The 15,460-nt window shown below is 47.6% G+C and carries 13 protein-coding genes; 5 read left to right on the forward strand and 8 right to left on the reverse strand.

The genetic code is table 11. The features are described from left to right. The first annotated feature begins 488 nt into the window (after window positions 1-488). Together AC0Z7K_RS14730 and AC0Z7K_RS14735 are read left to right on the forward strand one after the other, a co-directional pair. The gene (locus tag AC0Z7K_RS14730) at window positions 489-2,444 is read left to right on the forward strand and encodes an alkyl/aryl-sulfatase (RefSeq protein ID WP_485615010.1); all 1,956 of its coding nucleotides are present in this window, start codon (window positions 489-491) and stop codon (window positions 2,442-2,444) included. A gap of 52 nt (window positions 2,445-2,496) precedes the next feature. Further along, on the forward strand, window positions 2,497-3,408 hold the full coding sequence (locus tag AC0Z7K_RS14735; RefSeq protein WP_485615011.1) for a transporter: 912 nt from the start codon (window positions 2,497-2,499) through the stop codon (window positions 3,406-3,408). Window positions 3,409-3,482: 74 nt separating this feature from the next. On the opposite strand, the gene AC0Z7K_RS14740 is transcribed toward AC0Z7K_RS14735, so the two are convergent. From AC0Z7K_RS14740 to trmB, 4 genes are all read right to left on the reverse strand, one after another. After that, a complete protein-coding gene (locus AC0Z7K_RS14740) occupies window positions 3,483-4,232 on the reverse strand; it encodes a YggN family protein (protein ID WP_485615012.1) in 750 nt (249 codons plus the stop codon). Window positions 4,233-4,254: 22 nt separating this feature from the next. Continuing rightward, the gene (gene glsB / locus AC0Z7K_RS14745) at window positions 4,255-5,181 is read right to left on the reverse strand and encodes a glutaminase B (protein ID WP_485615013.1); all 927 of its coding nucleotides are present in this window, start codon (window positions 5,179-5,181) and stop codon (window positions 4,255-4,257) included. A gap of 75 nt (window positions 5,182-5,256) precedes the next feature. Continuing rightward, the gene (locus AC0Z7K_RS14750; RefSeq protein WP_112164158.1) at window positions 5,257-5,583 is read right to left on the reverse strand and encodes a YggL family protein; all 327 of its coding nucleotides are present in this window, start codon (window positions 5,581-5,583) and stop codon (window positions 5,257-5,259) included. Continuing rightward, on the reverse strand, window positions 5,583-6,302 hold the full coding sequence (gene trmB, locus AC0Z7K_RS14755; RefSeq protein WP_112164157.1) for a tRNA (guanosine(46)-N7)-methyltransferase TrmB: 720 nt from the start codon (window positions 6,300-6,302) through the stop codon (window positions 5,583-5,585). Before trmB ends, AC0Z7K_RS14750 begins: the two co-directional genes overlap by 1 nt. Window positions 6,303-6,542: 240 nt before the next feature. Here trmB and mutY point away from each other — a divergent pair, with 240 nt between their 5' ends. From mutY to mltC, 3 genes are all read left to right on the forward strand, one after another. After that, a complete protein-coding gene (mutY, locus tag AC0Z7K_RS14760) occupies window positions 6,543-7,619 on the forward strand; it encodes an A/G-specific adenine glycosylase (RefSeq protein ID WP_413527929.1) in 1,077 nt (358 codons plus the stop codon). After that, on the forward strand, window positions 7,616-7,888 hold the full coding sequence (locus tag AC0Z7K_RS14765; RefSeq protein ID WP_056773291.1) for an oxidative damage protection protein: 273 nt from the start codon (window positions 7,616-7,618) through the stop codon (window positions 7,886-7,888). Before mutY ends, AC0Z7K_RS14765 begins: the two co-directional genes overlap by 4 nt. Before the next feature lie 78 nt (window positions 7,889-7,966). Beyond that, window positions 7,967-9,046: a membrane-bound lytic murein transglycosylase MltC gene (gene mltC / locus AC0Z7K_RS14770; RefSeq protein ID WP_413527928.1), complete on the forward strand. Its 1,080-nt coding sequence runs from the start codon at window positions 7,967-7,969 to the stop codon at window positions 9,044-9,046. A gap of 53 nt (window positions 9,047-9,099) precedes the next feature. Here mltC and AC0Z7K_RS14775 read toward each other — a convergent pair whose 3' ends face one another. From AC0Z7K_RS14775 to speF, 4 genes are all read right to left on the reverse strand, one after another. After that, window positions 9,100-11,226 (reverse strand): polysaccharide biosynthesis tyrosine autokinase, encoded by a 2,127-nt coding sequence (locus tag AC0Z7K_RS14775; protein ID WP_485615014.1) that lies wholly within the window; start codon window positions 11,224-11,226, stop codon window positions 9,100-9,102. 26 nt (window positions 11,227-11,252) lie between these two features. Then, window positions 11,253-11,711: a low molecular weight protein-tyrosine-phosphatase gene (locus tag AC0Z7K_RS14780; RefSeq protein ID WP_485615015.1), complete on the reverse strand. Its 459-nt coding sequence runs from the start codon at window positions 11,709-11,711 to the stop codon at window positions 11,253-11,255. Further along, window positions 11,687-12,832: a polysaccharide export protein gene (locus AC0Z7K_RS14785; protein ID WP_485615016.1), complete on the reverse strand. Its 1,146-nt coding sequence runs from the start codon at window positions 12,830-12,832 to the stop codon at window positions 11,687-11,689. Before AC0Z7K_RS14785 ends, AC0Z7K_RS14780 begins: the two co-directional genes overlap by 25 nt. Before the next feature lie 335 nt (window positions 12,833-13,167). Then, complete coding sequence (gene speF / locus AC0Z7K_RS14790; RefSeq protein WP_485615017.1) at window positions 13,168-15,330, reverse strand: ornithine decarboxylase SpeF; 2,163 nt, start codon at window positions 15,328-15,330, stop codon at window positions 13,168-13,170. Between the last annotated feature and the right edge of the window lie 130 nt (window positions 15,331-15,460).

Below are 15,460 nucleotides of genomic sequence, written 5' to 3' on the forward strand. Positions count from 1 at the left end.
CATGATTTGTATTTATTAATGAAGGTGAGTCGGCTATCTGTAGCCGACTTTTTTTTATCATTCTTAATCATTAAGGCTATAAATAGAGTTATAAATTAACAAATGAACAGAGTTTATTGTTAATAAATTAAAACACTAAGAAACATATAGAAATACCCTCTTTTCTTAATGCATTTCCCTCCTTTCAAAAAGTAAAAAAAACTGTTGGCTTAAAAACAAGCCTATACGGCGGTTCTGGCCGTCTTCCTAAATAATACAGTTCATATTTAAAAAGTTAACAAAGCCACATCAATAATTAACTAAAATTACCGCATGATTATTAATTCATGAAACAAATGTGCTTGTTACTAATTTCAATTGTTACTATTATAATTGAAATTAGTAGCAAACTATCTTTGTTAGCTGTTTTTGATCCTTAACATATAAATACTGTTCGGTTAGTTTGAATGCCGCCATAAAAGCAGTAATTAATTTAATTGAGGGATCAAATGAAACTTTCCAAGATTGCTTTATTTCTGACACTGACAACCTGTAGCCACATCGTTTTTTCAGCCGAACAACCAAAAGATGCCAGTGCCTATACACGGGCGATGAATAACGCCGTATATAAAGAGTCAAACTTCCATAATCAGGACGATTTTCAGGATGCCGCTAAAGGTTTTATCGCAACGCTGACTCCAATGATGATTAAAGATTCGGCAGGGAATATCTCCTGGGATATGGAAAGTTATGGTTTCATTAAGGGTGATGCACCTGACACCGTAAATCCTAGTTTGTGGAGAATTGCAAAGCTAAACATGCTGAATGGTTTATTTAAAGTAACAGATTCAGTCTATCAGATTAGAGGATTTGATCTTTCCGACATGACAATTATAGAGGGTGATAAAGGTATTATTATTATTGACCCGCTGGTCACCACCGAAGTAGCCAGCGCAGGGTTAAAACTCTATTACCAACATCGTCCTTTTAAACCTGTTGTCGCGGTGATTTATACACACAGCCATGCCGATCACTATGGCGGCGTACGTGGCGTCGTGGATGAAAAAGATATTGCTTCAGGCAAAGTCACCATTATTGCCCCGGAAGGTTTCATGAAAGAAGCGGTCAGCGAAAATGTGCTTGCAGGGACAGCCATGAGCAGAAGAACGCTCTATCAGTACGGCGCGATGTTGCCACGCAGTGCTCGCGGTCAGGTTGATGCGGGTTTAGGGAAAACGACGTCAATCGGGACATTTACCCTGATACCGCCAACCGATACTGTCAGGAAAACCGGTGAAAAACGGGTTATTGCAGGAGTCGAAATGCAATTCCAGATGGCGCTGGATACTGAGGCACCAGCAGAGATGCTCATCTGGTTCCCACAGTTCAAGATGCTGGATACTGCCGAAGATGCCACTCATACCCTGCACAATATTTATACTCTGCGCGGCGCGCAGGTTCGCGACGCGAGCTCCTGGTGGAAGGTGCTGAATCTTGCCATCAATGAACACCTTAACAACGTTGAGATTGTGATTGCCCAGCATCAATGGCCGACATGGGGAAATCAAAAAATAATAAGTTACTTATCTAATCAGAGAGATATGTTTAAATTCATTCATGATCAAACATTGAATCTAGTAAATAAAGGTTTGACCATGAACGAAATAGCCGAAACGTTGACTCTTCCACCAGGCCTTGCAAATGAATGGTATAACCGTGGATATTACGGTTCAGTCCGTCACAACGCCAAGGCGGTATATCAACGGTATATAGGCTGGTACGACAGTAATCCTGCCGATCTTAATCCTTTACCACCCAGTGAAGCGGCAAAAAAATATGTTGAATTTATGGGCGGTGAAAATCAGGTCTTAGAAAAAGCGCGAAAATCTATCGCCGCCGGGGAGTATCGTTGGGCTGCTGAAGTCTTAAAACATGTGGTCTTTTCTGACCCGACAAATCAGATAGCGAGAAATTTGCAGGCTGATGCCTTCGAGCAATTGGGTTATCAGTCGGAGAATGCAACATGGCGAAATGAGTATCTGATGGGCGCGTATGAATTGCGTAATGGCGTTCCTGATAATGCTCCAATCAATACCGCCAGCATCGATATGGTTCGCGCGATGGATCCTGAGCTTATTCTGGACTATATGGGAGTGCGTCTTAATGCGGAAAAAGCATTAAATAAAAACATTGTAATCAACTGGCAGATGCCGGATGGCACCGTTTATGGCATCGTATTAAAAAACTCCGTCATCCTATATAATCTTAACAGGCCGTTCCCTCAGGCAGATGTTTTGCTAAAAACCGATAAAACCACGTTCTCTCGCCTGTTCATGCAAGGTGAGCCATTAGATAATGTACTGAAAAGCTCCAAGACCATAATTGAAGGAAACCAGGATAAAGTAAAAGAACTACAAGGGATGCTCGATATATTCCCTGGCATGTTCAAGATTGTGACACCATAACTTATCGAAAATCCATCTATTAACAATAATCTCATCACCAGGATGAAATAAAATGACTTATAAATGGATGTTAAATAAAATACGACCGATTGCGTTTTTTTATTTAATATTGCCATGTGCGGGTTATGCTGATAACGCTCGCGACTGGCAAAATGTGCCCGATGATATTGATATACTTTTTGGTTATTACAGTAATATTAATAGCAACACGTCTATCGACTCTTCTCTTCCAGTAGATAATGCTTCTGTGGATGCTGATTTGTATATTCTCCGTTATGCCCGTTCATTCAACCTGCAGGGGCATACCGCGGGTATCCAGTTAATGCAACCCGTTGCCAATATTCGGGCGTCTCTGGATGGATCAACATTTAATGGAGATACGCATACTAATAATGGAATAGGCGATTTCCAACTCGCGCTCGTTTATAATATTTTTGGTGCACCCGCGTTAAACAGTCAGGAATTCAGACTCTGGACACCCGAAATGTTTTTAACCACGGCGTTATGGATAACCGCACCTACCGGAGATTACGATAAACACAAGCTGCTTAATATCGGGGCAAACCGTTGGGTAATGAAACCTGAACTGGCTTTTGGTTATCCGATCGGGCCATTCTGGATTGAGGTTAATCCCATGGTTTCTTTCTATCAGGATAATGACGAATATCTCGGCAGTCATCATCTCGCACAGCGCCCTCTCTATACTGCTGAAGGACATTTAAGCCTGACGGTGAATCAGGCGTTGTGGATTTCGTTGGATAGCACGTTCAGTAAAGGCGGTGAGACGCGTATTGATGGTAGCCTGCAAAATAATAAGCAACAGAATGTATTATTAGGCGCGTCGTTGGGATTTATGTTATCACCACAATTTGGCGGGGCCGTTGCCTATACCGATACAACACAGGAGGAATCAGGATCGCCTGATATTTCTACCTGGATGTTCAGAGTCCAATATGTTTGGTAGATATAAGGCCACTTTCTTATTTTAATCAGGAACTCATATCAGGGGGATCACTCCCCCTGATATATATTGCGATCTTACTGTTTCAAATCTGCCAGCAGGGTTTTATGCTGCGTATCGAGTGCGGTCACGCGCTTACAGACATCATCACCAAAGGCTTTGAACTCTTTTTCCTGCTTGTTCCACTCATCCTGGACCGCCTGTTGCAGACCGCCAAGATTGCCCATCATCGCCTGTAGCGGATTACCGCCGCTGGCCGCCTGTTTCAGACCCATTTCATTGATGCTGTCTTGCATCACGCCGCCCATGGTCTGTTCCATCAGCTTTTGACCATTCTGCTTAACCTGATCGACCGCTTTATGGTGGAACGTCAGACCATCGGTACGATGTTCGATGATGAGGTTCATTTGCTGCTTGAGCTGCTTGTCGAGCGTAACCAGACGGTTGCGCACATTGCTGTCGCTGCCCAGTTTTTCGACAATGACGCGGTCAACGGCCACACGGCCTTTTTCAAGATGCGCAGTGGCACCCTGATCTATCCACGGCAAATCACGGCGCAGGGAGGCCTGATAGTCGATGGCTTCCTGACGCTGTTTCGCGCTCAGGGTGATTTCTTTACCGTTGAGCGTCACGTTACCGTTTGGCGTGATCAGCAAGTCGCTGCTGGTGCCCACAACCTGCACGGTTTGCGGCTTGATGACGACGTCTTCTTTTGGCTGCACGGCACACTGGTAATCTGCCTGCGCACCCCATGCCGTCAGCGCCAGCATCGCGGCCACTGATGCCTTTAAAACCCTACTTTTCACAACACCGGTTTTCACTAACATGTACTCTCCCTAAGACAGCAAACTAAAAAATTGAACGGCCAATACGCTGAGCCAGCAGTTCTAAGGCAGCAATACCGGCCAAAGAGTTCCCTGCCGCATCAAGTTCCGGTGACCATACTGCAATGCACATCTCCCCCGGTACCACGGCCAGAATGCCACCGCCGACGCCCGATTTCCCCGGCATCCCTACGCGGTAGGCGAATTCACCTGCACCGTCGTACATGCCGCTGGTCACCATCATGGCGTTAATCTGCCGTGCCTGACGGGCATCGATCAGCGGCTGTTCACTGCCTAACGGATGGCCTTTATTGGCCAGATAGACAAAAGTACGCGCCAGTTCTTCGCAGCTCATACGCAGAGCGCAGTAGTGGAAATAGGTATGCAAAACGGTGATGACGTCATTCTCGAAATTCCCGAAAGATTTCATCAGGTACGCAATGGCCGCGTTGCGATCGGAGTGATCGAACTCTGAACGCGCAACGTGCCGATCGTAGTTGAGATCTGGCGATCCAGCCAGCTGACGTACCACTTCCAGCATTCTTTGCTTCGGCGCGGTCAGGCGGGTTTGCAACATATCGCACACGACCAGCGCGCCAGGATTGATAAATGGATTACGCGGTTTTCCCTGCTCCAGCTCCAGCTGCACCAGCGAATTAAACGGCTGGCCGGAGGGTTCTTTGCCGACGCGCTGCCAGATTTCACTTTCCTGATAACGGGTCAGTGCCAGCGTCAGACTCAGCACTTTGGAGATTGACTGGATAGAGAACTGGGTATCAGCATCACCGGCACGAAAGATTTCTCCTTTCGTGGTACACACGGCGATCCCTAAATGATCGGGGCTGACTTCAGCCAGCGCAGGGATATAGTCGGCGACTTTGCCACGGCCAATCAGCGGCCTGACCTGCTGGAGGATCTCTTCCAGCAAACTGTTATCGAGTTCGGTACCCAACGTCCTGCCTCCAGATGTAACAAAGGTGCCGGAAAGGCACCTTTAATTTCAGCGTTCTTAATCAATCTGTGCAGATCAATCCCACCAGATATCGAAGAGCTCTGATACTTCAACCGCTTCCATTTTATGGTCTTCCAACCACTTTTTGATTTGCTCACGGTGCTCATCGGTGCAATGACCGATTTCCTGACGGCAAACCAGGCCTTCCCACTGCAGATAGCCACTGCCATCAAAGGCCAGTTTGTTTGGCTCGATCACACCTTCAATAAACAGATCCAGTGATTCGTCGATGGTTTCAACCGGAGTACCTTCCGGGAAACGCCATTTTACAGAGAAGCCCAGTTCCTGGAACTCGGCAATGTGTAACTTCTTACGTAAACGACGACTGCGATTCTTAGCCATTATTGCTTCCTCTCAAACATCAGATCCCATACGCCGTGGCCTAAACGCTGGCCACGCATTTCGAACTTGGTCACCGGGCGCGATTCCGGGCGCGGGACATAGTTGTTTTCCTGCGAGAGGTTTTTCCAGTTTTCTAAGCTGGTCATCACCTCAAGCATGTGTTCGGCATACGGCTCCCAGTCGGTTGCCATATGGAATACGCCGCCCACTTTCAGTTTACTGCGCAGCAGTTCAACGAACGCTGGCTGAACAATACGGCGCTTATTATGACGCGCTTTGTGCCACGGGTCAGGAAAGAATAGCTGCACCATGTCGAGCGAGCCATCGGGGATCATTTTTTCCAGCACTTCTACCGCATCGTGACACATCACGCGCAGGTTGCTGACACCCTCTTCGTGGGCGGTCGCGAGACACGCACCGACGCCCGGCGAATGCACTTCAATACCGATGAAGTTTTGCTGCGGATTGTTCTGCGCCATGGTCACCAGGGATGTGCCCATGCCAAAACCGATTTCCAGCACCACCGGCGCTTCGCGACCAAACAGTGCATCAATTGCCAGCGGTTCTGCCTGATATTCCACGCCCATCACCGGCCAGAAGTTGTCCAGCGCGTGTTGCTGACCTTTAGTCAGACGGCCCTGACGGCGGACAAAACTGCGGATACGGCGCATAGCGCGACCGTTCTCGTCGAACTCCGGTGAAATGACGTCGTTTTTCATGGTGTTTCCACTCCGTTTGGCAAGACGCGGTATTCGGTCACTGCGGTGTTTTGGTCATTAACTATGAAGAATGGCGCATTATCCAAACTTACTCCCGATAAGCAAGGATTGCGGGCACGAAATCCGTCAATACAGTCCGGAAAGTTCCGGTTTACAGCCCGATAACAACTGTGATGTGATCACCCCCGTCTTTTAACCCTGCCGGACTGTAATTCACCCATGATGGAAACCCCTGGTTTCATGGAAGCAAAAAATTTCTCAATGCTGGTGCTCGACTGGTATCAGCGTTATGGACGCAAAACGCTGCCGTGGCAAATCGAAAAAACACCTTACAAAGTCTGGCTTTCAGAAGTGATGTTGCAGCAGACCCAGGTTGCGACAGTGATCCCCTATTTTGAACGCTTTATGCAACGTTTCCCGACGGTGTCCGATCTCGCAGCCGCACCGCTCGACGAAGTGCTGCACCTGTGGACCGGCCTTGGCTATTACGCCCGTGCGCGCAATCTGCATAAAGCGGCGCAGACTATCGCCAGCCAGCACGGCGGCGTATTCCCGACGACATTCGACGAAATCCTCGCCCTGCCCGGTATTGGACGCTCGACGGCGGGCGCCGTCCTTTCGCTGGCGCTTAATCAGCACTATCCCATTTTAGACGGGAATGTGAAGCGCGTGCTGGCGCGGTGTTACGCCGTGGACGGGTGGCCAGGCGAGAAGAAAACTGAGAACCGGTTGTGGGCAATAAGCGAAGACGTAACGCCAGCAAAAGGCGTCGCGCAGTTTAATCAGGCGATGATGGATCTCGGTGCGATGGTCTGCACGCGCAGCAAACCGAAATGCGAGCTCTGCCCGGTGAAAACCGGCTGCGAAGCTTACGCGCACAACAGCTGGGCAAAATACCCCGGCAAGAAACCCAAGAAAACCCTGCCGGAACGCACCGCGTTTATGCTGATGATTCAGCAAGATGACAAAGTGTGGCTGGAGCAGCGTCCGCCGGTCGGCCTTTGGGGCGGCTTGTTCTGCTTCCCGCAATACGCTACCGAAGAAGAGCTGGCGCTGGGGTTGCATAAATACGGCGCGACGCCAAATCAGCTTCAACAGCAGACCGCTTTTCGCCACACGTTCAGCCATTTCCATCTGGATATCGTCCCGATGTGGTTAAATCTGCGAACATCTGCGGGTTGCATGGATGAAGGTGCGGGTCTCTGGTATAACTTAGCGCAACCACAATTCGTCGGGCTGGCCGCGCCGGTGGAGCGTTTACTGACGCAACTGGCAAAAGAACCGTCCCCAAAAACGATCGATAAGGAATCAGTATGAGCAGAACAATTTTTTGCACTTTCCTGAAGCAGGATGCCGAAGGGCAGGATTTCCAGCTGTACCCTGGCGAGATTGGCAAACGCATTTATAACGAGATTTCGAAAGAAGCCTGGTCGCGCTGGATGAGCAAGCAAACGATGCTGATCAACGAAAAGAAACTCAGCATGATGAACCCCGAAGACCGCAAACTGCTGGAACAGGAAATGGTGAATTTTCTGTTCGAAGGTCAGGATGTGCATATTGAAGGCTATACCCCGCCTTCAAACTGATCGTTGAAAAATAATCATCAATAACAACAAAGCAGTCGCTTTCGGGTGTCTGCTTCTTTCACCAGAAATGGTTTTAAGATGAAGAAAATTTTAGCTTTGCTGGTTATCGCCCCGATGCTGATCTCCTGCTCAGGCAGTAAGAAAGACCAGTTCAACGAAGCTTATGTCAAAGACACCAATGGGTTTGATATTTTGATGGGTCAGTTTGCCCATAATATCGAAAACATCTGGGGGATGAATGAAGTCCTGATCGCCGGTCCGAAAGACTACGTAAAATACAGCGATCAATATTACACCCGCAGCCACATCAACTTTGATGCGGGTACCATCACCCTCGAAACCATTTCAGGCACCGATCCAGCCGCCAGCCTGCGTCAGGCAATCATCAGCACCTTGCTGGTGGGTGAAGATCCGGGCAACGTCGACCTCTATTCTGACGCCAACGACATCCAGATCAGCCGCGAACCGATGCTGTACGGGCAGGTACTCGATAACACCGGTAAGCCGATTCGCTGGGAAGGCCGCGCCGCCAGCTTTGCTGATTATCTGATACAGAACAAGCTGATGCGCCGCCAGTCCGGTCTGCACGTTATCTATTCCGTAACTATCCAGATGGTGCCTAACCACCTGAATCAGCGTGCGCACAAATATCTGCCGATGATCCGCGAAGCGTCTGCCAAATACGGTGTCGATCAGTCACTGATCCTGGCGATTATGCAAACCGAATCCGCGTTTAACCCGTATGCAGTGAGTAACGCCGATGCGCTGGGGCTGATGCAGGTCGTGCAACACACCGCAGGCGTTGATGTATTTAAATCCGAAGGGAAATGGGGCAAGCCGAGCCGCAGTTATCTGTTTGATCCGCAGAATAATATCAACACCGGTACGGCGTATCTGGCGATTTTGCAGAAGACCTATCTAGGCAACATCAACGATCCGACTGCGCGACGCTATGCGGTGATCACCGCTTACAACGGCGGTGCGGGCAGCGTATTACGCGTGTTCTCCCGCGATAAAACGCAGGCATTTAACATCATCAACAGCATGTCCGCCGGTGACGTCTATGCCACGCTGACGACGAAACACCCCTCTGCCGAATCACGCCGTTATCTGTACAAAGTGAACAACACGCAGCGCAGTTACCGCCGCGTGGATTGAGGTTTATGGCATGAGAAATGAAAGCGGAGATCCGAGAGGGTCTCCGTTTTTATCTAAGGCTGACGTTTCTCCTCACCATAACCATAATACCCGTAATACTTGCCCCTAAGGGATCGCGATGAGCGCCTTTTAATCGCATTTAATACCACGCCATTGATACGGCATCCTGCCTGCTCAAAACGAGAAATAGTCGCGCTGATCTCATGCAACTTAGTGAGTTCGAAACGGGAAATGATCAGATTTGTCCCCGTGAGTTTTGCAATAATAATGGCATCGGCTACCCGCAAAAGAGGGGGCGAGTCTACAAGCACTAAATCATAATTATCATTTGCATAATTCAATAAACTGGCGAGCGATGAACCTAGCAATAACTCGGAAGGATTGTTCGGAACGGATCCTCTAGAAATAAAATCCAGCTTCTCGAGCGGTGTATGAACAATGCACTCTTCAATGCTTTTTTTACCCGATAAAATATCAGATACGCCATAACCCACTGAAACTTCCAGTTGTGTATGCATATGCCCAAGCCGCATATCAGCATCAATCAATAACACACGCAGTCCTGACTGAGAAAATACTGCCGCAAGATTACCACTGATGAAACTCTTCCCGACACCGCTGTCAGGGCCTGAGATCATGATGATCTTATTTTTGGAGGATTTCATCGTAAAATAAAGGCTGGTTCTCAAACTTCGGATGGCCTCAACTGTTAAATGATAGGGTTCTTTCAGAACTATGAGTCCTGATGCATTTGCCTTATTCCTGCGGACATAAGGCACTTCGCTGTATACCGTCAACCCCAGCTGTGTCAGTTGTTCGGGTGTCGTCACGAGGCGCTGAAGAAAAACACGAATAAAAAGGATTGCGGCAGAAATAACAAAACCCAACATAGCACCAATGACCAATAACAGAGATTTGGCAGTTTTCACCGGGTGATAATTTACCGCAGCCCCATCAATAATACGCGCATTCCCAATCTCACTTGCCTGAGTAATACTCAATTCTTGCTGCTTACTCAGCAGGAGCATATAAATCTCATTTCCGGTCTGCACATCACGTGTAAGGCGCATGATGTTTTGCTGAGTTTTAGGCATCGCATTGATTTTTGCATCGATCTCTTTTTTCTTGTTATTGAGCATCATCTGTTTTTCATTTAATGCTTTGTACAAGGGATGTCCCTTCGTGTATTTCTCAGAGACAGAGGCTTCTTCCAGCGCCAGTTCATTAATCTGAGTAGCGTTAGCAATACTTTTGTCTAACAGTACCTTCGTCTCCAGAGAGATATCCACGCTGTCATTCATCTCCCGGTATGAGTTGAGTGCACTCTCAGATTCTTCCAGCTGTTTTTTGATCTTCGGAATTTGCGTTTGTAAAAAATTGAGACTTTTTCTGGCGACCTCGGAGTTTCTTGCTATGTTTTGGCGTATGTAATTATTGCAAATAGAATCTAATACAACGGAAATCTTTTTTTTATTTGTTCCTGCTAATGAAAGCTTCAGCATGCCGCTATTCGTACCGATATCCGTTACTGAAAGCCGTTTCAGGAGTTGTTCCACCGCTTCAACCTGATCGATCTTATTTATGGTGAAATGCGTCCCCGGCACTGCATCCGTTGATTCAATGAAAACACTCAGTTCGTTATCATTGAGTATTTTTCCGATACTCCCTGTCGCCTGATAATTATCACTCTGCAATACATATTTTTCTCCTGCAAGAACAGTCAATTCAAACGGTTTATCCTGCAGATAATCTGGAATATCAAACTGCCGGATTTTAAGCGTCGGTTTTGTCACGCTTAAAAAAAAGGAGGAGAATTTATTCCAGATACTCTTTTTTTCTTCAGAAATGTCTAAATCCAGATCAAATTCATCGACTGTTTGCGAGAGTACGGATCGGGATTTAATCAGTGTGCTTTCAGATAATGATACCGGTGCTGCCCCCGGTAAATCCGTCATTAATTCCGGGAAAAAACTATTATTCTTATCTTTCTCGAGTTGAATTAATGCATCAGCTCGATAAACTGGTGTAGATAATTGAGGAATGGCGACTGTAATAACAATAGCGATCAGCATGATTACGATTATAAAATAACGACCATCCACTAACACACCCAGGATTTGAGAGATATCTATTTCCTCTTGTTTGGATTCGGGAGTAAGGGTATGTATATTATTTGACATATTACTTCCTTATAAAAACTAAAACTTTATTTATCGAAAAATCTTACCCATCCATCGGCGGCCTCAAGAAGATGATGAAACATAGTGTTAAACATGGTTTCATCACAACCTATAGGGTCGGGGATATTTTTATTTTTGTGCCAGCCGCCGAAGAGCATTATCTTTCCTCTGGCCTCAATCGCGATATTGACGAGCAAAGGAATGTGCGATGTCTCCATAACAAGGATCAGATCAGCCTGATGGCATAAAGCCCGGGTAACCTGTTGTGCGTAATGATTTTCTATAACTATTCCATTTTGCGACGCAACCTGTAAGGCGGCGGGATGAACAGAATGTCCGACAAGCGCACAAAGTCCGGCTGAATAAATATTTTGTCGGGGCAACCGTCGGCGCAAAATTTCCGCACCGACGGGTGAGCGACAAATATTACCCACGCAGACAACCAGAATATTTTTACAAATTATGTTCCCCAACTGTGTGTCCACCTCGCCGCTTCAACTACACTGTTAATGCCCGTGATCGTTGGCACTAACTGACTCACAACGCGATTCCAGCGCACAACAGGCGCTGTCGTGACATAGACAATATCATAGGGTTCAAGTAAGAATTCAGTACCGAGAACAAGTGATGATGCATCCTGGATATTCAACTGATAAATCGTGGCTATTTTTTTGTTTGCTGGTGATTTATTCTTATTTGATCGAATAACAAAAACGCCACTGGCATCACTACTCAGTTGATCAATTCCCCCTGCATTACCCAAGGCCTCGGTGATCGACATTCCATTTCGGTCAATCCTTAACGTCGCTTGTTTATTGACTTCACCCATAACAAAAATTTTGAGCGCATCATTACGCGGTATATAGAGAATATCACCATTATATAAGAGATAATTCTGAGTCAAATCACCATTTTGCAAAAGCGCCAATAATGATATATGTTTTTCTTCTCCATTTCTTGTCAGCGTAACGTTATTCCAGTCAGCAAACTCCGTAATCCCTCCCGCCTGATTGATTGCCTCAATGACGGTCAAAGGAATATTGGTAATTGCCTGTGGCCCGCTTCTAACCACTTCACCTGAAACAAACGCTTTCTGAGACCTGAAAGTCGCAATGCTCACATCGACCTGAGGTGACTCGATAAAATTGCGAAGTTCTTCAGTAATATCTTCCCGAACGTCTGTTACTGTTTTACCCACAACTTCAACCTTTCCGATGTAAGGATAAAAGATGCTACCGTCGGCATGCACCCAGTTTCCTGTATCACCGGCACTGCGATACTGCCCCGCTGGCGTTGTCAGTTCCGGGTGATCCCAGACAGTCACCATAATAACGTCACCAATACCAATATGGTATTCGTAAGCTTTTAACTCATTTTCTAAGACAGGATTCGTTTGTGCGATGACAGGCTTACTTTGCATATGCGCAACGAGATCTGGAGTGATCGGGTAAACATCGACGAGGTCATTAATATTAACAGTAGCACTCTCTGAGTGTTTGACCGTTTTCCCTAAAAGTGGCAAGTGACTCCCGGGAACAACCGTGCATGCACTTAATAGAGGGAGTGTTATCATAATAATTAAAGGCAGCCCTTTACATACTACCATTCATTCTTTCCCTTGAATTAAATAGCGATAACAAAAAATGAATATGGAAACTCATTAATGGATTTAAAATAAATTGAGTATAAACAGTCAATAAATAAAAATATCGAAAATAGTGAGTTGGCTAAATGACCGCGTGTAAAATACCAAGAATAAATAATAAGTCAACTAATTGATAATGAATGTTTAATACATTATTTATATGATAATCAACGAACCATAATAAATAATAATTTAAATGCTAATATATATTTCCCGCGAATACCTCGCAATAAGTCATCTTTATTAATCAAGTAAATAAAGAGCTTTCGCCCCTTATTTACAATGAAATTAACACATTACACGGTTATCACGTACCCCATCACGCGTTTCCAGCCGACCGGTTTCTTCTCGATATAAACCCCCTGCAACTCTGGGGAGAAGCCCGGTAGCAGATTGATGCCCTCTTCCAGCGCCATGAAGTAACGCTGCACCGCGCCGCCCCACAGTTCACCCGGCACCACGCAAAGTACGCCCGGAGGATAAGGCAGCGCGCCTTCTGCGGCGATACGGCCTTCAGCTTCCCCAATCGGCACCAGCTCAATGTTGTCGCGGATAAACTCGTTATGCGCGTCCTGTGCGTTCATCACCACCTGCGGGAAACTCTTCTGACGGAACATCTCTTTTTGCAGTTCCTTGACGTCAAAACTCACGTACAGATTATGCATCTCCTGGCATAGCTGGCGGATGGTGTAATTGCGGTAACGGTCTTCGTTTTTACGATACACCGTCGGCAGCACTTCGCTGAGCGGGGCATCTTCTTCGATGTATTGCTCAAAGCGCGCGATTTCCTCGACCAGCAACTGCATTTTGGCCGGGGTTTCCGCCGGGGTCAGCAGGAACAGGATCGAGTTCAGGTCGCATTTCTCCGGCACGATACCGTTTTCACGCAAATAGTTCGCCAGGATGGTCGCCGGAATGCCGAACTCAGTGTACTTACCGGTCGTTGCATCAATGCCCGGCGTGGTCAGCAGCAGTTTGCACGGATCGACAAAATATTGCTTCTCGGCATAGCCGGAGAAGGCATGCCAGCGCTCACCCGGCACGAAATCGAAGAAGCGCACGTCGTTGGCCATTTGCTCCGTTTCATGATTCTGCCAGGCGATACCGTCAACAACCGGCGGCACGAACGGCAAAATCATCGAGCACTGTTCGAGCAACATTTTGCGGGTTTCGATGCCGAGCTTCACGCACTCCATCCACATATGTTTACCGCTGCCACCGGCGTGGATGCGCGCATTGACATCCAGCGCGGCAAACAGTGGATAAAAAGGGCTGGTGGAAGCATGCATCATGAAAGCATTATTGAGCTTTTTATGGCTGCAATGGCGCTTCTGCCCCTTGATATGGTTATCTTTTTTGTGGATCTGCGAAGTCTGTGAGAACCCGGCCTGCTGCTTGTGGACTGATTGCGTGACAATGATGCCCGGATCGTTCTCGTCCAGCTCCAGCAGCAGCGGCGAGCACTCTTTCATCATCGGGATGAACTGCTCGTAACCGACCCATGCGGAGTCAAACAGGATGTAATCGCACAGATGCCCGATTTTATCGACCACCTGACGCGCGTTGTATACGGTGCCGTCATAGGTGCCGAGCTGTATGATCGCCAGGCGGAACGGACGCTTCTCACCGGCGCGACCCGGCGCAACCTGTTTGATTTGAAGGCGCAAATAGTCTTCGTCAAAACAGGCCGCATCGATACCACCGATAAAGCCGAACGGGTTGCGCGCCGTCTCAAGATATACCGGCGTCGCGCCCGCCTGGAGCAGCGCGCCGTGGTGGTTAGATTTATGGTTGTTACGGTCGAACAGCACCAGATCGTCGCGGGTCAGCAGCGCATTGGTCACCACTTTATTCGCCGCCGACGTGCCGTTGAGCACGAAATAGGTTTTATCCGCGTTAAAGACTTTGGCGGCATACTTTTGCGCATCTTTCGCCGAGCCCTCGTGGATCAGCAAATCGCCCAGCTTGACGTCGGCATTGCACATGTCAGAGCGGAAAATGTTTGGGCCGTAGAAATCATAGAACTGACGCCCTGCCGGATGGCGACGGAAAAACTCACCGCCCTGATGCCCCGGGCAGGCGAAGGTGGAGTTCTCCATTTCGACATACTTTTTCAGCGTGTCGAAAAACGGCGGAAACAAAGCTTCTTCATAGGCCTGCGCCGCCGATTCAATCTGCGCGGCATAAAATGCCTGATTGGCGTCCGATAAGGTGATCACGCCTTTCAGCGCTGGTAAAAACTCAGGCGAAACCTGCTCGGTTCCCTGCACAGCCACAAACGCGGGAATACCAAACCCCAGCTTTTCAATTTCTGCCAGCCTGCCGTGGTTTAAATCCCCGACGGAGATAATGATGGCGGCGACGTCGGCAAAATCGGCGCGACGCAGGTCAGCCACCAGACGCGCTGTCTGGAGATAAGGGGAAACGGAGGTGCTTGCTGCAAGTTTTAAAAGTTTCATTCAGACTCTCAAACGGTTAAGTAAGAGGGTGTGCCACAGGGCACGGCAATGAGCTGGTACTTACGTCACAAGAAAACAATGCGCAGAGTCCAGCCCGGCAATTGACGTTGGCCTGAGTGAGACGTCGAAT

The sequence above is a fragment of the Rahnella sp. 1L-D-7-B-C2 genome, assembly GCF_057290995.1.